This window comes from Rhizobium albus, assembly GCA_030160035.1.
Classification (GTDB): Bacteria; Pseudomonadota; Alphaproteobacteria; order Rhizobiales; family Rhizobiaceae; genus Georhizobium; species Georhizobium albus.
Genome location: BSNO01000003.1, coordinates 1,285,876 through 1,302,926, shown reverse-complemented (window position 1 = coordinate 1,302,926; position 17,051 = coordinate 1,285,876). Strand labels below are relative to the sequence as shown.

Sequence of the window (17,051 nt, the reverse complement as noted above, 5' to 3'; positions counted from 1 at the left end):
GTATGCGGCGGCGCGTTGCCGGATCGCAACAGCGCCATTCAACCGATCAAAACACGAATTCAGGGGCCTTGGAGAAGCCGGGCAGCGGCTTCACGGCCGAGTTGAAGACGGTCCGCTGCGCGGTGAATTCGCCTTCGCGTATATAGAGTTTGGCGCGCGCGGCGTTGCCCGTTCCCTCGACCACGACGAGCCGGCCACCATCGCGCAACTGGGTCAGAATCGCCGAAGGAAAAACCTCCACGGCGCCAGAAAAGATGATGGCGTCGTAAGGCGCTTCGTCCTGACAACCGGCTGCCAGGTCACCCTGCACGACCGCGACGTTGTCGAAGCCAAGATCGGCGAGCTTCGCGCTGGCTTCATCGGCAAGCTCAGGATCCGATTCCAGTGCGACGACCGAGCCGGCAAGACGCGACAGGATCGCAGCGCCGTAGCCGGTCGCACATCCGATCTCCAGGACGACGTCGTTCGGCGTGATTTCCGCAAGCTGAACGAGACGGGCGTGCTGGCCGGCCTCCATCATGAAGCGATCGGGCGCACCGTCCTTGCCTTCCTTCACGAGCAGATCGTCATCGATATAGGCAAGCTGAGCGAACTTGGCCGGCACGAAAGCCTCGCGCGGCACCTCCGAGAAGGCCGCAAGGACCGCATGTTGCGTGACATCCATCGTGCGGATCTGGCAGTCGACCATCTTGGCACGCGCCTGAGCGTAATCGATCGTCATCGGACTGGAAAACTCCTGCATATCCCCGTCGGCACCGCTGCAAGCGCTGCCCGTCGCTTCGATAAACCGTCATCGCGCGAATGGCAAAGACAAAGAACCGCCCTCGCCTGCACACGCACTGCAACTGGCGGGACTGTTCTTGCTGGGATCGAAAGATTGGAGGCCTCGCCCGGAATCGAACCGGGATACAAGGATTTGCAGTCCTCTGCGTAACCACTCCGCCACGAGGCCTCGTATCGGCAAGCGCTGCCGACGGCTGAGGGCATTAGAATGAATTCCCCCACAGTTCAAGCAGGGCTTGCGGCAATGGTGCGTTTTTTGGCTGCCACCGCGCTTTCCAACGCAGGCGCACACGCTGCGTCCGCCATGGGGCCGAGAAGAAACCGGGATAAGCAGGACGCAAGCACCGACGGACACGTCTTTGCCCAGCTTTTCAGGTCGACTGAGGCTTCAGTGAGTCGCGATTCGTCGTCTCGCGAGCCCCTGCCGTGAAGGACAGTCTCGGCTTCGCTTCGCCGGATGGCCAGGTTCGAGCGCCGTGCAGATTTGGAACAGGCCACCAGCCTCGCTCCAGCTTCGCACAGGCAAGCTCGGTTAACGGTTGGTTAACCAACGCACGCCTATCGATTGGCAATGGATTTTTAACGTAGATGACCAAAGTGCTAACCGACACCCGTCCCATCAGGCTCAAAGGCCGTTCCTTTCTGGCGCTCGTCCTGTCGCCGGAACTGCCTTTGGACGGCTGGCTTGCCCGCCTGGACGACCTTGCGCACCGCTCGGCGGGTTTTTTCCTCGGTCGCCCGGTTGTGCTGGATGTCGAGGATCTCGACGTCGACAAGCACGAACTGAAATCGCTGATCGACGCGCTTTCCGAGCGCAATGTACGAGTCATGGGCATCGAGGGCGCGCGCCCGTCTCAACTGACGAGCGGCATGCCGCCGGCAATGCGCGGCGGGCGCCCTGCTCCCGATTTCGACGAGCCGGAAGCCGATACCGCGGCGCCGGAAAAATCCGCGACGAGCAGCAAGCCGCAGCCGGTCAGCGCGCCGCAAGTCATGCGCGCCATGCCGTCGATCATCATTCACGAGCCGGTGCGCTCAGGCCAGTCGGTGATCTTCCCGGAAGGCGACGTGACCATCATCGGATCGGTCGCCTCCGGCGCGGAAGTCGTCGCGGGTGGTTCCATCCACGTCTACGGAACACTGCGCGGCCGCGCGCTTGCCGGTTCGATCGGCAATGCATCGGCGCGCATCTTCTGCCGCAAGCTCGAGGCCGAGCTTCTGGCAATCGACGGTTTGTACAAGACAGCGGAAGACATGCAGCCCGGATTGCGTGGCGAGGCCGTTCAGCTCTGGCTGGAAGGCGACGCGATCATGGCAGAAAAACTCATTTGAGCCGGGGGCGGCCAGGACAGGAGAGAGATATGGCTAAAGTTATCGTGGTGACATCGGGCAAAGGCGGGGTCGGCAAGACGACTTCGACCGCCGCGCTCGGCGCGGCACTTGCGCAAAGGAACGAGAAGACCGTCGTCGTCGATTTCGACGTCGGCCTGCGCAACCTCGATCTGGTCATGGGCGCCGAGCGACGCGTCGTCTATGACCTGATCAATGTGATCCAAGGCGATGCGAAATTGTCGCAGGCACTCATCCGCGACAAGCGCCTGGATACGCTTCACCTGCTGCCCGCCTCCCAGACCCGCGACAAGGACAATCTCACGTCCGAAGGCGTGGAGAAGGTCATGGCCGAGCTTCGCCAACAGTTCGACTGGATCATCTGCGACAGCCCCGCAGGCATCGAGCGTGGCGCGACGCTCGCCATGCGTCATGCCGACATCGCCGTCGTCGTCACCAACCCGGAAGTGTCGTCGGTTCGCGATTCGGATCGCATCATCGGGCTTCTCGACGCCAAGACGGCGAAAGCCGAACGCGGCGAGCGGGTCGAGAAGCATCTGCTTCTCACGCGCTACGACGCGGTTCGCGCCGAGCGTGGCGACATGCTGAAGGTCGACGACGTTCTGGAGATTCTCTCCATTCCGCTTCTCGGCATCATTCCGGAAAGCATGGATGTGCTTCGCGCTTCCAACATCGGTTCGCCGGTGACGCTAGCCGAAGGCCGTGGTGCTGCCGCTATTGCCTATCACGATGCGGCTCGTCGCCTTGCCGGCGAACAGGTGGCGATGACCATCCCGGGCGAAAAGCGTGGGCTGTTCGAGAAGATTTTCGGAAGGAGGGCCGCATGAGCCTCTTCAGCTTCTTCAATCGACAAACGACCTCGGCGCCGAAAGCGCGCGAGCGTCTGCAGGTCCTCCTGGCCCATGAGCGCACCACGGTCGGCCATTCCGATCTGGTGGCCGTCCTGCGCGAGGAAATCCTGGCGGTGATCGCAAAGCACGTGCAGGTCGATCGCGACAAGGTTCTCGTGAAGATGGACCGGGGCGACTCGGTCTCGACGCTCGAGGTGGACATCGAAATACCGCTGTCGGCCGGCGTTCGCGCTGCCTGACGACCTGGCTGGCAAGGATGCCGGCATCGAACCTTCCGGTGGCTGATCTCGGCCGCCGGCTCCAGACGATAAGGAGACCCAGCATGACACGATTGGCCCTTCTCGAACGTTTGAAAGAGCTTCAGCGGCTGCCGAAGTTTCAGAACCGTGACATCCGTACGATCAGCGCCTGCCTGACCATGGATGCACTCATCGAACATGTGCGCGTCTGTGAGGAAGTGGCGGGCGTCCATGAACGCGTGGTCAGCCAGGCCGGCTGACCATCGCGATCGTCGATCTGACGTTTCGAGCCAGCGAATGCCTTCAAGCAGCGCTGGTCAGTCGTCCATGGTAGGCAGAATCTGGTCGGCGATGTCGCTCGCTTGATCACCGAGCGCCGACAACGAGGCGAGGATGCCGCTCCCGTCAAACTGCTCCATGAAAGCAGCGATCGCTTGCCGTCCGCCCAGCCGGATGATGTTCACGTGGTTTGCAGTCGGCACGATGACAGCCGTCGCAAACTGATCGTTTGCAGATGCCAGCATGGTCGCAAACCTAGCCGGCGTCACCGGATCCTGTTCGCCGGCAACGATCAGAACCGGAACCTTCAGTTCCGCAAGCCGGGCGACATTGTCGAACTTGGTGCGCACCACCCAATTCGGCACGCGGGCAACCTGCTGGCGAACGGCTTCCGGAAAACTGGTCATCGGCGCTTCCAGGATCAGCGCGCGGGGCTCGATCTGCACCGCCGCGTTGGTCGCGATGCCGGATCCCATCGAGTAGCCGTAGAGCACGAAGCCATCCCGGGCGAGGCCCGCCTGCTCGGCCTGATCGAGCATCGCGGCAGCGTCGCGATACATGTTGCCCTCGCGGGGCCGGCCGGGATTGCCGCCATACCCCCTGTACCCCGCCAGAATCAGGCCGTAGCCTTCCTCCGCGAGTTCGTAGAGATGCCGGGGCTTTCGAACCAGGTCGCCTTCCCGGCCGGCAAAGTAGACGATGGTGGGTTTGCCCGGGACGGCAGGCAGATACCAGGCGCGGATCGTCAGGCCGTCATGGGTCTCGTAATCAAGCGGCTGGACGGCAAGCCGGCTGTCGAGTTCCAGCAAGTTGAAGAGCGTCCGCTGGCGAAAAAGGATGTGCTCGGGAATGGTCGTGGCGACGCCGAACGTCGCGGCCAACAGCGTGGAAGCCAATACAAGCCCGATTGCCATTTTGCGCATCATCCCCGTGCCGGAGCGGTCGGTCGAAACAGTCATTGGGAAGTGCGCGTACCCTTGCTGGAGGCGTCATCTTTCGATTCGTTCACCCCACATCAAGCAGCGCGATTTGGCTGGAACGTGGCAATGGCGTTCATCATCAACGACGCTGTGGCGCACGCCAACACGCTCAATGCTCGGGATGGTCCTGACCGGCTGGCGCCTTGGGCTTCCGGCCCCAGCGCCGGCCGTAATAGACCGAGCCCGACCGGCGCCAGCGGCGCACGAAGGCAAAATCCTGCGACAGGACCAAAAGACCAAGCGGCAGCATCCAGATGCCGAGAATCGGCAGGAAGCTGAAGATCCCTCCGAAGATCAGGGCAATACCGAGCGCTATGCGTGCACCACGCGACTGCGGCAGGCTGATCCGGCGCCCGAGGATATGAATCGTTCGGGTTACGGGATCGAACCGGAAGCGGCTTTCGGATGCCATTTTACTTTCAGGATTGGTTTCGGACACGGCTGGCAACGCCACCTCGCAACGGTCGCCCCCAGGCGCCTCGGTGTTGAGAAGTGGGCACTCTGCGATGAATGTGCAAGACGGAGCACTTTTTTCTGGAAACGGCTTTGCAAGTGGGAAAGGCATTTGTTATAGGCTCGCCAACTCGACGAAAAGACGAGTTTTTCCCCGGTAGCTCAGTGGTAGAGCACTCGACTGTTAATCGATCGGTCGCTGGTTCGAATCCGGCCCGGGGAGCCAATCACGTCAAAGGCCGCTTGCCATCCGTTTCACGGGGCAGCGGCCTTTTTCATGTGCAGCCCTCCTTGCTTTGTCTCTGAAACCTTTGATCCATTCCGTTCGTATCGACGTAACGACACCAACACGGGGATGGTCCGATTTCCCCTTCTGACGTTTCAGACAGAAAAGCGTTTTCATGGCACCTAGAGCGCGGGAGAAGGATGGTGGCGCGACGAATGAAGCGCATGCCGGCGGACCTGTTGTGGTATGGTTCCGCAACGATCTGCGCGTCAAAGACAATCTCGCTCTCGCAAAGGCCGTGGACAGCGATGCGCCGGTCATTGCACTCTTCATTCTGGACGAAACGGCTCGGGCGCCGCGCAAGCTCGGCGGCGCCCGCCGCTGGTGGCTGCATCACTCGCTCGTCGCGCTGAAGGCATCTCTCGCCGCGCTCGATATTCCCCTGATTCTGAAGAGCGGCAAGTCGGAGAAACTCGTGCGCGCCGTCGTCGACGAATCGAAAGCGGGCAGTGTGTTCTGGAACCGCCGCTACGACCCTCCGGGCATTGCGATCGACACGGAACTCAAGACTGCCCTGAAAGATGACGGCATCCACGTGGAGAGCTTCGACGGACAGCTCCTGCACGAACCGTCCAAAACGACGACGGGCAGCGGTGGTCATTACAAGGTCTACACGCCGTTCTGGCGCGCGCTGGATGCCGGAACGCCGCCGCGTGATCCGATCGGCGCACCGCGCAAGGTCACAAACCCGGCCGGAAATCTTTCGTCAGACAAGCTCGACGATTGGAAGCTGTTGCCGACCAAGCCCGACTGGTCGGGGGGAACCGGGGACAGCTGGACGCCGGGCGAGGCCGGCGCATGGAAATGCCTGGACGATTTCATCGCAGGTCCCTTCGATGCCTATGCCGAGGGGCGCGACCTGCCCGACCGTGCCGGAACGTCACGCATGTCCCCGCACCTCGCCTTCGGCGAAATCACGCCCTATCAGATCTGGGCCGAGACGAGTCGCCGCCCGAAAGAAGTGGCGAGCGAGGATCGCACCACCTATCGCAAGGAAATCGTCTGGCGCGAGTTTTCCTACCACCTGCTCTTTCACAAGCCCGATCTTGCCGAAGCGAACTACAATGCCGCTTTCGACGCGATGCCGTGGCGGCAGGACGAGGATGCGCTTCGCGCCTGGCAGCGCGGGATGACGGGTTATCCGATCGTGGATGCAGGAATGCGTCAGCTTTGGCAAACCGGCTGGATGCACAATCGGGTCCGGATGATCGTGGCATCGTTCCTGACCAAGCATCTCCTGATCGACTGGCGCATTGGCGAGGACTGGTTCTGGGATACACTCGTCGATGCCGACCCGGCTTCGAACGCCGCCCAATGGCAGTGGGTCGCCGGATCCGGCGCCGACGCTTCCCCCTATTTCCGCATCTTCAACCCAATGCTCCAGGGCTCGAAATTCGATCAGAAGGGCGACTATGTGCGCCGCTTCGTGCCGGAACTGGCCAAGCTGCCCGACAAGTACATCCAGACGCCTTGGGAAGCACCGACCGAGGTATTGAGCCGCGCGGGCATCACGCTCGGCAAGAATTACCCGCGCCCGATCGTGGACCATCAGAAAGCGCGACAGCGCGCTCTCGACGCCTACAAGAAACTCAAGGAAGCAGCATGACCGTTCACTTGCCTCATCCGGAACGCGGCGCCGTCCCGATCGACCGTGAGAACGGCCAGCGTCGCCGGATCGCCGTGATCGGCTCCGGCATCTCCGGATCGTCCGCTGCCTGGGCATTGAACGCCGACAACGACGTCACGCTTTACGAAAAGGAATCGCGTCTCGGCGGACATACGGCCACTGTCGACGTCGACTATGAGGGCAAGGCCATCGCCGTCGATACGGGGTTCATCGTGTATAACGAGGTGAACTATCCCAATCTCAAGGCGCTTTTCGAGCATCTCGGCGTCGAGACTCATAAGAGCAATATGAGCTTTTCGCTGTCGCTCGACCACGGAAAGCTGGAATGGAGCGGCGACAGCTTTCGCACGCTCTTTGCGCAGAAGCGCAATTTCTTTCGCCCGACCTTCCTCGTGATGCTTCGGGAAATCCTGCGCTTCAACAAGATGTGCCTGCGCGATCGCGCCGACGGCCATCTGCGCAATATTTCGATCGGCGATTATCTCAACTGGCGCCGCTTCTCGCCGGGCTTCACCAACAACTACCTGGTGCCAATGGCGGCTGCGATCTGGTCGACGCCGGCCAAGCAGATGATGGAATTTCCGGCAGAGCATTTCGTCAATTTCTTCGACAACCATCGTCTCGTGTACAGCCAGCAGCTGCCGTGGCGGACCGTCACCGGTGGATCGCGCACCTATCTCGAGCGCCTGCTTTCTCCACTGAAGGACAGGACGCGCGTCGGCTGCGGCGCCGTCAGCGTCCGGCGCTCCGGTGGCAAGGTCTTCGTTCGCGATTCTTCGGGCCATGAAGACGTTTTCGGTGCCATCGTGATCGCGGCACATTCCGACCAGGCGCTGGCGATGCTTCAAGATGCGAGCGAAGCAGAGAGACAGGTCCTTGAGGGTATTCCGTACCGGCCGAACCGCGTCGTTCTGCATCGCGATCCAAACCTCATGCCGAAACGGCGCAAGGTTTGGGCATCCTGGAATTATCTACGCTCGTCGGTCGATGGCGGCGAAGGCGATGTGGCCGTCACCTACTGGATGAACCGCCTTCAGGGCATCGATCCCGCCTGCCCGCTTTTCGTGACGCTCAATCCCGATCGCGAACCGGATCCGGCGAAGGTCTTCGGCGAGTTCTCCTACGACCACCCGCAGTTCGGTGCGGACGCGGTCAGGATCCAGCAGCAGTTGGCTGGGCTGCAGGGACAGTCCAACACGTGGTTTGCCGGTGCCTGGACGGGCTACGGCTTCCACGAGGACGGCCTGTCTTCGGGACTCGCTGCGGCCGAAGCGCTGGGTGCGACAATTCCCTGGCGGTCATGGGAAACGGATCCCTCTGTCGACTTCGTCGAGGCTGCGGAATAGGCTTTCGCCATGACCGTGCACGCACCCAATTTCGAGACGAGCCAAGCCTCAACCGCCATTGCCTTTCCGGCGCCGGCTGCGGCTGTCAGTCTCTATGTGGGCGACGTGATGCATCAACGCATGCGCCCGAAGCCGCATCGCTTCACCTACCGCGTCTTCAACATCCTGATCGATCTCGATCGGCTGAACGACGCCGATCGGCAAAGCAAGCTGTTCGGCGTGAACCGTGCCGCTGTCACATCCTTCCATGAAAGCGATCACATCGACGGCCCACATGACAGCGCGCGCAGCTATGTCGATCATCTGCTGAGCCAGGCCGGCTTGACCGAGAAGGCCGACCGCGTTCTGCTTGCCTGCTATCCGCGCGTTTTCGGGCGCGTGTTCAATCCTCTTGCAGTCTACTACGCCTACGACCGGCACGATGTTTTGAAGGCGCTGGTTTATGAAGTGCGCAATACGTTCGGCGAGCGTCACAGCTATGTCTGCGTGTGCAAGCCGGGAGACGTGAGCCCGGCCGGTATCCGCCAGGAGCGAAACAAGCGGTTCTTCGTATCGCCCTTTATCGACATGGAGATGCGCTACCATTTCCGCATGCTTCCACCGGGTGAGGCCATGCGGTGGCGCATTCTGGAGACGGACAGCCAAGGTCCTTTTCTCTCCGCAACCTTCGATGGTGAGCGCACCGACTTCACATCACGAGCGATTCTCGGGTGCCTGCTGCGGGTGCCGTTCCAGACATGGAAGATCGTGGCCGGCATCCATTTCGAGGCGCTTCGGCTCTGGCTGAAAGGCGCCCGCTATCGGTCGCGCGGACCGGCTCCGGTCGCCGTAAGCTTCGATGATGACACCGCTTGAACGCAAAGACAGATTGGCTTTTCATCCTCGCATTCTTGCAAGACCGGCTGCCAGCGCCGTGACGATCAAGACGCGAACCCGTTGGGGCAATTTTAAGCCGGTCATGCTTCAAAGAGCCGGCTATCACTGGGACGGACGTGCATGAGTATGGATGCGATATTCTCCAACGATCACTTCGCAGCCGCCGAGCGGCTGACGGCCGACAATGTCGCGGCCTTCATGCGGGGGCTGCCGGCGCGTGCGCAGGTGACGCTGAAGGCGCTGGTCAACATGAACTACGGCGCGCTGAATGTCCGCATGCCCGATGCCCGGACCTTTCGTGTGGAGGGCGCAAAGCCCGGACCGGACGCGACCGTCGTCCTGCACAACTGGAACCTTCCGCAACGTGCCTTCATGCGCGGCACGATCGGTGTTGGCGAATCCTATATGGATCATGATTGGGACAGCCCCGACGTTACGGCGTTCCTCGAGCTCTTCCTCGTCAACATGGATCTTGGCGAGAAGTACGCGACTGGCGGACGAGGAATCCTGCAGCTCTTCGACAAGCTGCGCCATTGGCTGAACATCAACACGCGCAGCCAGTCCAAGCGCAACATCGCCGCCCATTACGATCTCGGAAACGCCTTCTACAAGGAATGGCTCGACCCGACGATGACCTACTCGTCGGCACTCTACCAGACCGGCGCAAACGACCTGCAGTCGGCACAGATCGCCAAGTACCGGGCGCTCGCAGAGGCGACGGGCATCGGACCGAACGACCACGTGCTGGAAATCGGTTGCGGCTGGGGCGGGTTTGCCGAGTTTGCGGCAAGCGAGATCGGGTGCAAAGTCACTGGCCTGACGATCAGCCGCGAGCAACTGGCCTACGCGGAAGAGCGGATCCAGAAGGCTGGTCTCTCCGACCGCGCCACATTCAAATTTCAGGATTATCGCGACGAAACAGGCGTTTACGACCGGATCATCTCCATCGAGATGCTGGAAGCTGTGGGCGAAAAATTCTGGGCGACCTATTTCGGCAAGCTGCGAGACTGCTTGCGTGAAGGCGGTCGCGCCGGCATCCAGGCAATCACCATTGCCAGTGCTGTATACCCCATGTATCGCAGCCAGCCGGATTTCATCCAGCGCTACGTTTTTCCAGGCGGCATGCTGCCGACCAACGAGCACTTGCGCACATATGGGGACGAGGCAGGACTGAGCATCGTCGGCAACCGGGCCTTCGCAGCCGATTACGCCCGCACGTTGGCCGAATGGCGCGTGCGGTTTTGGGCGCGCTGGGAAACGATCCGGCCGCTCGGGTTCGACGAACGGTTCAAGCGTCTCTGGGAATTCTATCTGTTCTACTGCGAGGCTGGGTTCCGGGCGGAAAATATCAATGTCCGCCAAGTGGTCTATGCACGGTGATCAGCACGTAGAAGCGGCATGAGCCTCCGATCCTCTGCCCCTTCGCTTCGCGCATGACCAAGCGCAGCCAGCCTGAACCCTCCAGCGCAGCGCGCACGGCTTCCTATGGCGACCAAGTGCCTGCGCGCATTCTGGCAGCCTATGCGCTGCCGGCGCTTCCGCTCGCGGCCATGACATTGCCGCTCTATATCCTGCTGCCGACGTTCTACACCGAGACGCTGGGGCTCTCGCTTGCGGGCGTCGGCTTCGCCCTTCTCGTCATGCGGCTGTTCGATGCCGTGAACGACCCGCTGGTCGGCTTCGTGGCAGATCGCTTTCGGCCGCGTTTCGGGCGGCGGCGCACGCTTTTCGCGGCAAGCCTGCCGCTGACGGCACTGTCGGGCTTCATGCTTTTCTGGCCGCCGGTCGACGCCACCACGGGTTACCTGCTTGGCTGGGGCATGATGCTCTCGCTCGGCTACACCGCATCCGTCATTCCCCTGACAGCCTGGGGTGCCGAACTGTCCAGTGGATATCGCGGGCGGTCGCGTCTTGCCGGGTGGCGCGAGGGTTTCATTCTGATCGGCACGCTGATTGCGATCGCCGTTCCGTTCACGATCGGCTTCGACACTGCAGAAGGCGTCCACGGGCTCGCACTTCTCGCCATCGGCATTGCGGTGGCCCTGCCAGTTTTTGGCTTGATCGCCGTTCTCATCGTTCCGGAGCCGAAAGAACATACGAAGCAGCGCGTCGATTTCCGAAAGGGGCTCGGCCATCTGCGCAACAACAAACCCTTCCTGCGCTTGATCTTCGCCTATCTGATCAACGGGCTGGCGAACGGGATCCCGGCAACGCTCTTCCTCTATTTCGTCTCGGAACGGCTTGGTCTACCCGAGGCACGCGGCCCGCTGCTCTTCCTCTATTTCCTCTCCGGCGTCATCGGGGTGCCGATCGCGCTCAAGATCGCCGACACAATCGGCAAGCACCGGGCCTGGTGCTGGGCGATGCTGATCAATTGCGCGATTTTCGCCGTGGCGCCGATGCTGCCGGAAGGCGCGCTCTACGGTTTTGGCGCGATGTGCATCGCAACCGGCATTTTTCTCGGCTTCGACCTGACGATCCCCGCGTCGATCCAGGCCGACGTCGTCGATGTCGATACGGCAAGCTCGGGCGAGCAGCGGTCCGGTATATACTTCGCCGCCTGGAGCCTTGCCACTAAACTGTCACTGGCGCTTGCCGGCGGGACGATCTTTCCGGCGCTGGCGTTCTTCGGCTTTGATCCGCAGGCGAGCGGCAACAACACCGACACATCCCTGCTCGCGCTCGCCGTCATTTACGCCTGGGTGCCGATCGCGCTGAAGCTGATCGCGGTCTTCCTAATGTGGAACTTCCCGCTCGACGAGGCCGAGCATGCCAAGCTGCGAGCCTCGATCGATGGCGAGACAAGCAGCTAGGCAGAGTATGCTCAATCGCTTCCGCGGCTCTCCAGCGGGCGCTTCGACCATCCCGTCATGCGGTTGATCGCCGCGAAGTAGACCGGATAGGGAAAAAGCCCGAGGAACTTGAGGGCGTAGGTGAAGCGCTTGGGGAATGTGATCTCGAAACCCGGGCGCTTCAGCCCTTCGATGATCCGGTCCACCGCATCGTCCACCTTCATCAGCGCGGGCATGGCAAATTCATTCTTTTCGGTTGCCGGCGTGTCGACAAATCCCGGGTGCACCGCCTGAATGCGGATGTTCATCTTGTCGAGGTCGAATTTCAGGCTTTCCGCCATGTTGGTCAGCGCGGCCTTCGTGGCGCCGTAGGCTGCGCTCGTAGGCAATCCACCATATCCCGTGACCGAGGAGACGATGGCGATGTGGCCCCTGCCCGCGCGCTGCATCGCATTCACAGTGGGCACCAGCCCATTCACGACGCCGTTCAGATTGACGGCGAACGTCTTGTGGAAGTCCTCGACCTTCAGTTCGTTGCCATGAACCGGAATGTAGACGCCCGCATTGAAGATCGCGAGCGCGAGCTTGCCGTGCTGGCTGAGGATCGAATCGACGATGCGGGCCATGTCGGCTTCATCGGTTACGTCACCCGGCATCGGGTGGATGCGCCCCTTGGCTGTGGACGCCTTTGCCGCAAGCTCGTTGAGCTTGTCCTCGCCGCGGGCGGTCGCAACGACCGTGTAGCCCGCCTGCGCGAGCTTCAGCGCCAGCGCCGCACCAATGCCGGAGCTCGCGCCCGTGACCCAGACGGCTCCATGGGATGGTTCGGCGAAATAGTGGCGCATCTCTCGGCTCCTGCTTGTGTTTCAGAAATGAAAACGCGCCAGCCCAAAATTGGCCGGCGCGGTTTTCGTTCCGCTCGAAACTGGTACGCAGGAAGCCCGTCAGCCGATCAGGTCGCCAATCAATTGGCGAAAAGAACCGGTGAGGCGCAGCGGCGCATCCGTGACGGCAAAGCCGATGCAGGGGCCATGGCTCTCGGCAACGGGGCGATGGTCGATATCATCGTCGGCAACGGAGATGTCGCCGGGGCCATAACGGCCCATGCCATCGGAGAAGGCGCCCTTCAACACGAGAGAGATTTCGCAGCCGTGATGCGTGTGGGCCGGCACGGCACGACCGGGGCGCAGCCAGAACATGCTGACATGGCAGCCATCGATCTCGCCCATGTCGTATTCCTTGAAGCCCGGCATCTTGGTACGCCACGGAACGTCGGCGATGTCGAAGCCGACGAAATCCCGCAGCGCCAAAGGCATGCTGCCCTCGCTCGGCGCTGTCCGCGGCATGTCGGTCCTAAAGTCCATCGGTGTCAGACGAATACTATCCGGCTTTGACTGAAAAATGCGATCCAGGAGGTCGTCGCGCGCAGCAATCGGTGCCGGCGCAAGGCTTTCGAGCGTGTCGCCCGCCATTGCCTCTAGATCGGAGACGAAGGTGCGCGCACCCTCGCGGAGTTCGAGATGCGACTGCACCAGCACGTGTGCGGGCAGCGGAAGCGTGCCTGCAACATAACGCGCCATCAGCGAGTCGATCGTATCAATATGCTCACGAACCATTCGTCGCCCTATTCTGACGCGGCACTTCCACCCAAGCACCGCTTCCAGGATTCTTCAATACCACCACTATCGAGAATACGGTCAATTCGGCAACTCGGATCAGTGGTCAAAATAGTCGAGCATTCACGCCTCCGCATGCGTGCGCCAGACGCATGTTGCATTCCGCCCAGGAGCTTAAAAGGCGAACGGCATTTCTTGCTAAAGAAGGCTTGAGAACGCACAACCTCGTTCTTACTCTACGAAAAACAATCCCAAAAGGCGGATTTTCATGTCCTTTCTTCCTTCCGTTCTCGACGCCATCGGCAATACGCCGCTGATCAAGCTGAAACGAGCCTCGGAGGAGACCGGCTGCACCATTCTCGGCAAGGCGGAGTTTCTCAACCCAGGTCAATCGGTGAAGGACCGGGCTGCGCTCTTCATCATCCGCGAGGCGGAACGGCAGGGCCTCCTGCGCCAAGGCGGCGTGATCGTCGAAGGCACGGCGGGCAACACGGGAATCGGGCTGGCACTCGTGGCCCGCGCGCTCGGCTACCGTGCCGTGATCGTCATTCCCGAAACGCAGAGCCAGGAAAAGAAGGACGCGATTCGCCTCCTTGGTGCCGAACTGGTCGAGGTTCCGGCCGCGCCCTACAAGAACCCGAACAATTACGTGAAGGTCTCGGGGCGTCTAGCGGAACAGCTGGCAAAGACCGAGCCAAATGGCGCGATCTGGGCGAACCAGTTCGACAACACCGCGAACCGGGACGCGCATATCGCGACGACTGCGCCTGAGATTTGGGAGCAGACTGACGGAAAGGTCGATGGTTTCATCTGCGCCGTCGGATCGGGCGGAACGCTTGCCGGCGTCTCCATGGGGCTGAAGGACAAGAACCCGGACATCAAGATCGGCCTCGCCGATCCGGAAGGTGCTGCGCTCTACTCATATTACACCAGCGGCGAGTTCGCCTCGCCCGGCACCTCGATCACCGAAGGCATCGGCCAGGGCCGTATCACGGCCAATCTCGAGGGCTTCACGCCGGATTTCGCCTATCGTGTTCCCGATGCCGAAGCCCTGCCGCTCGTCTTCGATCTCGTGCAGGAAGAAGGCCTCTGCCTCGGCGGCTCCAGCGGCATAAACATTGCCGGTGCGATGCGCATGGCGCGCGACATGGGCCCCGGCAAGACGATCGTGACGATCCTCTGCGACTACGGCAACCGCTACCAGTCCAAGCTCTTCAACCCGGAGTTCCTGCGCTCCAAGGATCTCCCGGTGCCGGGCTGGATCGAGAACCCTGCGAAGTTCGACGTGCCATTCGAGGATGTGCAGGCGTGAGCGAGGCGACGCGTCCGCTCTTCATCGAAGACGCCTATCTCTCGACTGCCGAGGCAACCGTCCTGTCCGTCAATGCGGCCGGCGGTATCGTGCTCGACCAGACCTGTTTTTATGCCACATCGGGCGGTCAGCCCGGCGATGTGGGACAATTCGAGCGCGCCGACGGCTCGCTCATTCCAATCGCCGCGACCATCAAGGGCGAGGCGCCGGGCCAGATCATCCACCTGCCGTTAGATGGGGCGGCCCAGCCGGAGCTCGGCGAGAGGCTGGTGCTTCATGTCGACTGGGCGCGACGATACCGGCTGATGCGCATGCACACGGCTTGCCATTTGCTCTCCGTTGTCTGCCCCTACCCGATCACAGGCGCATCGGTCGCCGAAGATGACAGCCGGGTCGATTTCGACATGAGCGAGACGATCGATCGTGCCGAGGTGACCGCGCGGCTGATGGAACTGGTCAACGCCAATCACCCGATCTTCACCCAGTGGATCGACGAGGCCGAGCTCGACGCCAATCCAGGCATCGTCAAGTCTAAGAATGTGCGGCCACCCCGTGGTACCGGGCGCATCCGTCTCGTCTGCATCGGCGAAGGTTCGAGCGTGGACAGCCAGCCCTGCGGCGGCACTCATGTGTCCGAAACGCAGGAGGTTGGCGCGATCCACATCGCCAAGATCGAGAAAAAGGGCAAGGAAAACCGACGTTTCCGCATTCGCTTCGGACCCGCGCCGGACTAGTATTGCCGGGCCTACCAGGGAGGATGACGCCATGACCAAAAGCCCATTCATCATCGACGGCGAAACGCTTCAGGCGCGGCTCGGTGAAGCCCGCCTGCGGATCGTCGATGCGTCCTGGTACCTGCCTGCACAGAACCGTGACCAGCGTGCTGACTATGCGAACGGCCATATCCCGGGGGCGGTGTTCTTCGATCAGGACGCCATCGTCGATCCGAATTCGTCGCTGCCGCACGCCCTGCCCTCGCCGGAGGTCTTCGCTGCGAAAGTCGGCGCCCTCGGCATCTCCGAGAACGACACGATCGTCGTCTATGACGGTCCGGGGCTTTTTTCCGCTCCCCGCGTTTGGTGGATGTTCCGCACCATGGGCGCAGGTTCGGTGCTTCTGCTCGATGGCGGGCTCGACCGCTGGAAGGCCGAAGGCCGCCCCGTCACGGCCGAGGCGTCTGCGCCTGAGCCTGAGCCGGCTGTCTTCACCCCCACCTTCGATGCGAGCCGGGTTGCCACGATCGACGATGTGCGCGCCGTGATCGACGATGGCTCCGCCCAGATCGCAGATGCGCGCCCGCATGGTCGCTTCACCGGCGAAGAGCCCGAGCCTCGCGCCGGCATGCGCTCGGGCCATATGCCGGGTGCCTTCAACGTGCCGGCAGCCTCGCTCGGCGCAAACGGAAGTCTCAAGGATCTCGAAGCACTCGCTGAGACGCTGAAGCATGCCGGCGTCGATCCTGCCAAACCCGTCGTCACCACTTGCGGCTCGGGCGTCACGGCAGCGACGATCACGCTCGCGCTCCACTCGCTCGGCTATACGGACAATAAGCTCTATGACGGTTCGTGGTCGGAATGGGGTTCGCGGGACGATACGCCGGTGAAGCAAGGCGCCGGCATCATCGACGATGCCGCGTCGTCGCTGAAGGAGTGACGGCTTGGCCAAAGGCAAAACGCCCGCACCGCTGACGACGACGGTCACCTATCTGGAGATGGTCAAGCCACCATCGGGTCATCACCCGCTGCCGGTGAATGTGCAGGCAGCACTGATGCGCGCCCGGGACATACCGCTGCACTTCTACCGCTACCTGCAGTATCGAATCGGGCGCGACTACCACTGGGTCTACCGGTTGCGCATGGATGACGAAACGCTGTCAGGCGTCGTGCACGATCCGGCGACCACGATCGACGTGCTCTACCTCGATGGTGCACCCGCAGGATTCTTCGAGTTGAAGCGGGAAAGCGACGAGGTCGTCGATCTCGCTTATTTCGGGCTGATGAAGCACGCGCATGGTCGCGGGATCGGGCGCTGGTTCCTGCGCCAGGCGATCGATACGGCCTGGGCTTTGGGACCGGAGCGCGTGACGGTGAACACCTGCACGCTCGACCACAAGGCGGCTTTGCCGCTTTACCAGAAAATGGGCTTCAACCCGATCGGTCAGACGGAAACCTTTATCCATCCGATGACGGACGTCGATCACCTGAGGCTTGCCAGGCTCGATTGAGATGGCAGCGCTCGGCCAGCGGCCGAGCGCTGCCATC

The 17,051-nt window shown here is 61.8% G+C and carries 18 protein-coding genes and 2 tRNA genes; 14 read left to right on the top strand and 6 right to left on the bottom strand.

The features are described 5' to 3' along the window. Positions 1-46: 46 nt before the first annotated feature. A complete protein-coding gene (locus QQL76_RS13940; RefSeq protein WP_499208384.1) occupies positions 47-715 on the bottom strand; it encodes a protein-L-isoaspartate O-methyltransferase family protein in 669 nt (222 codons plus the stop codon). 163 nt (positions 716-878) lie between these two features. After that, a tRNA-Cys gene (locus QQL76_RS13935) sits at positions 879-952 on the bottom strand. Positions 953-1,371: 419 nt separating this feature from the next. Between QQL76_RS13935 and minC the strand changes: the two genes are divergently transcribed. The 4 genes from minC to QQL76_RS13915 all read left to right on the top strand — a co-directional run bounded on the left by minC (position 1,372) and on the right by QQL76_RS13915 (position 3,483). Beyond that, entirely contained in the window at positions 1,372-2,115 is a 744-nt protein-coding gene (minC, locus tag QQL76_RS13930) for a septum site-determining protein MinC (RefSeq protein ID WP_499208134.1), read from the top strand. 29 nt (positions 2,116-2,144) lie between these two features. Further along, complete coding sequence (minD, locus tag QQL76_RS13925; protein ID WP_126010533.1) at positions 2,145-2,960, top strand: septum site-determining protein MinD; 816 nt, start codon at positions 2,145-2,147, stop codon at positions 2,958-2,960. Then, positions 2,957-3,223, top strand: coding sequence for a cell division topological specificity factor MinE (minE, locus tag QQL76_RS13920; protein WP_126010534.1), 267 nt, complete (start codon positions 2,957-2,959; stop codon positions 3,221-3,223). The genes minD and minE overlap by 4 nt, the downstream gene beginning before the upstream one ends. Before the next feature lie 83 nt (positions 3,224-3,306). Continuing rightward, entirely contained in the window at positions 3,307-3,483 is a 177-nt protein-coding gene (locus QQL76_RS13915; RefSeq protein ID WP_499208133.1) for a hypothetical protein, read from the top strand. A 57-nt stretch (positions 3,484-3,540) separates the two neighbouring features. On the opposite strand, the gene QQL76_RS13910 is transcribed toward QQL76_RS13915, so the two are convergent. After that, positions 3,541-4,416 carry an alpha/beta hydrolase gene (locus tag QQL76_RS13910; protein ID WP_499208132.1) on the bottom strand — a complete coding sequence of 292 codons (876 nt, stop codon included), beginning with the start codon at positions 4,414-4,416 and terminating at the stop codon, positions 3,541-3,543. A gap of 175 nt (positions 4,417-4,591) precedes the next feature. Further along, positions 4,592-4,894, bottom strand: coding sequence for a hypothetical protein (locus QQL76_RS13905; RefSeq protein ID WP_126010536.1), 303 nt, complete (start codon positions 4,892-4,894; stop codon positions 4,592-4,594). A 192-nt stretch (positions 4,895-5,086) separates the two neighbouring features. Here QQL76_RS13905 and QQL76_RS13900 point away from each other — a divergent pair. The 6 genes from QQL76_RS13900 to QQL76_RS13875 all read left to right on the top strand — a co-directional run bounded on the left by QQL76_RS13900 (position 5,087) and on the right by QQL76_RS13875 (position 11,883). Further along, positions 5,087-5,161 (top strand) — tRNA-Asn (locus tag QQL76_RS13900). A 175-nt stretch (positions 5,162-5,336) separates the two neighbouring features. Continuing rightward, entirely contained in the window at positions 5,337-6,827 is a 1,491-nt protein-coding gene (locus QQL76_RS13895; protein ID WP_499208131.1) for a cryptochrome/photolyase family protein, read from the top strand. After that, complete coding sequence (locus QQL76_RS13890; protein ID WP_499208130.1) at positions 6,824-8,194, top strand: NAD(P)/FAD-dependent oxidoreductase; 1,371 nt, start codon at positions 6,824-6,826, stop codon at positions 8,192-8,194. The genes QQL76_RS13895 and QQL76_RS13890 overlap by 4 nt, the downstream gene beginning before the upstream one ends. Before the next feature lie 9 nt (positions 8,195-8,203). After that, a complete protein-coding gene (locus QQL76_RS13885; RefSeq protein WP_499208129.1) occupies positions 8,204-9,049 on the top strand; it encodes a DUF1365 domain-containing protein in 846 nt (281 codons plus the stop codon). 147 nt (positions 9,050-9,196) lie between these two features. Beyond that, positions 9,197-10,450 (top strand): SAM-dependent methyltransferase, encoded by a 1,254-nt coding sequence (locus tag QQL76_RS13880; RefSeq protein WP_499208383.1) that lies wholly within the window; start codon positions 9,197-9,199, stop codon positions 10,448-10,450. Between the two features lie 53 nt (positions 10,451-10,503). Next, positions 10,504-11,883, top strand: coding sequence for an MFS transporter (locus tag QQL76_RS13875; protein WP_499208128.1), 1,380 nt, complete (start codon positions 10,504-10,506; stop codon positions 11,881-11,883). Positions 11,884-11,894: 11 nt separating this feature from the next. On the opposite strand, the gene QQL76_RS13870 is transcribed toward QQL76_RS13875, so the two are convergent. Together QQL76_RS13870 and QQL76_RS13865 are read right to left on the bottom strand one after the other, a co-directional pair. After that, positions 11,895-12,707 (bottom strand): Rossmann-fold NAD(P)-binding domain-containing protein, encoded by an 813-nt coding sequence (locus QQL76_RS13870; RefSeq protein ID WP_499208127.1) that lies wholly within the window; start codon positions 12,705-12,707, stop codon positions 11,895-11,897. 99 nt (positions 12,708-12,806) lie between these two features. Continuing rightward, on the bottom strand, positions 12,807-13,478 hold the full coding sequence (locus tag QQL76_RS13865; RefSeq protein ID WP_499208126.1) for a cupin domain-containing protein: 672 nt from the start codon (positions 13,476-13,478) through the stop codon (positions 12,807-12,809). A 268-nt stretch (positions 13,479-13,746) separates the two neighbouring features. Here QQL76_RS13865 and QQL76_RS13860 point away from each other — a divergent pair, with 268 nt between their 5' ends. The 4 genes from QQL76_RS13860 to QQL76_RS13845 are packed head-to-tail and all read left to right on the top strand — an operon-like array spanning position 13,747 to position 17,014. Further along, a complete protein-coding gene (locus tag QQL76_RS13860; RefSeq protein WP_499208125.1) occupies positions 13,747-14,790 on the top strand; it encodes a cysteine synthase A in 1,044 nt (347 codons plus the stop codon). Next, the gene (locus QQL76_RS13855; RefSeq protein WP_499208124.1) at positions 14,787-15,524 is read left to right on the top strand and encodes an alanyl-tRNA editing protein; all 738 of its coding nucleotides are present in this window, start codon (positions 14,787-14,789) and stop codon (positions 15,522-15,524) included. The genes QQL76_RS13860 and QQL76_RS13855 overlap by 4 nt, the downstream gene beginning before the upstream one ends. 31 nt (positions 15,525-15,555) lie before the next feature. Further along, the gene (gene sseA / locus QQL76_RS13850) at positions 15,556-16,443 is read left to right on the top strand and encodes a sulfurtransferase (RefSeq protein WP_499208123.1); all 888 of its coding nucleotides are present in this window, start codon (positions 15,556-15,558) and stop codon (positions 16,441-16,443) included. 58 nt (positions 16,444-16,501) lie between these two features. Continuing rightward, positions 16,502-17,014, top strand: a complete 513-nt coding sequence (locus QQL76_RS13845; protein ID WP_499208382.1) for a GNAT family N-acetyltransferase — start codon at positions 16,502-16,504, stop codon at positions 17,012-17,014. Positions 17,015-17,051: the final 37 nt, after the last annotated feature.

Bases quoted from the DNA above. Each gene is read 5' to 3' on its own strand.
- QQL76_RS13865 (WP_499208126.1), bottom strand. From the start codon at position 13,478: ATGGTTCGTGAGCATATTGATACGATCGACTCGCTGATGGCGCGTTAT.
- QQL76_RS13875 (WP_499208128.1), top strand. From the start codon at position 10,504: ATGACCAAGCGCAGCCAGCCTGAACCCTCCAGCGCAGCGCGCACGGCT.
- QQL76_RS13870 (WP_499208127.1), bottom strand. From the start codon at position 12,707: ATGCGCCACTATTTCGCCGAACCATCCCATGGAGCCGTCTGGGTCACG.
- QQL76_RS13895 (WP_499208131.1), top strand. From the start codon at position 5,337: ATGGCACCTAGAGCGCGGGAGAAGGATGGTGGCGCGACGAATGAAGCG.
- QQL76_RS13905 (WP_126010536.1), bottom strand. From the start codon at position 4,894: ATGGCATCCGAAAGCCGCTTCCGGTTCGATCCCGTAACCCGAACGATT.
- QQL76_RS13885 (WP_499208129.1), top strand. From the start codon at position 8,204: ATGACCGTGCACGCACCCAATTTCGAGACGAGCCAAGCCTCAACCGCC.
- QQL76_RS13845 (WP_499208382.1), top strand. From the start codon at position 16,502: ATGGTCAAGCCACCATCGGGTCATCACCCGCTGCCGGTGAATGTGCAG.
- QQL76_RS13880 (WP_499208383.1), top strand. From the start codon at position 9,197: ATGGATGCGATATTCTCCAACGATCACTTCGCAGCCGCCGAGCGGCTG.
- QQL76_RS13890 (WP_499208130.1), top strand. From the start codon at position 6,824: ATGACCGTTCACTTGCCTCATCCGGAACGCGGCGCCGTCCCGATCGAC.
- QQL76_RS13915 (WP_499208133.1), top strand. From the start codon at position 3,307: ATGACACGATTGGCCCTTCTCGAACGTTTGAAAGAGCTTCAGCGGCTG.
- minE (WP_126010534.1), top strand. From the start codon at position 2,957: ATGAGCCTCTTCAGCTTCTTCAATCGACAAACGACCTCGGCGCCGAAA.
- QQL76_RS13860 (WP_499208125.1), top strand. From the start codon at position 13,747: ATGTCCTTTCTTCCTTCCGTTCTCGACGCCATCGGCAATACGCCGCTG.
- minD (WP_126010533.1), top strand. From the start codon at position 2,145: ATGGCTAAAGTTATCGTGGTGACATCGGGCAAAGGCGGGGTCGGCAAG.
- minC (WP_499208134.1), top strand. From the start codon at position 1,372: ATGACCAAAGTGCTAACCGACACCCGTCCCATCAGGCTCAAAGGCCGT.
- sseA (WP_499208123.1), top strand. From the start codon at position 15,556: ATGACCAAAAGCCCATTCATCATCGACGGCGAAACGCTTCAGGCGCGG.
- QQL76_RS13910 (WP_499208132.1), bottom strand. From the start codon at position 4,416: ATGGCAATCGGGCTTGTATTGGCTTCCACGCTGTTGGCCGCGACGTTC.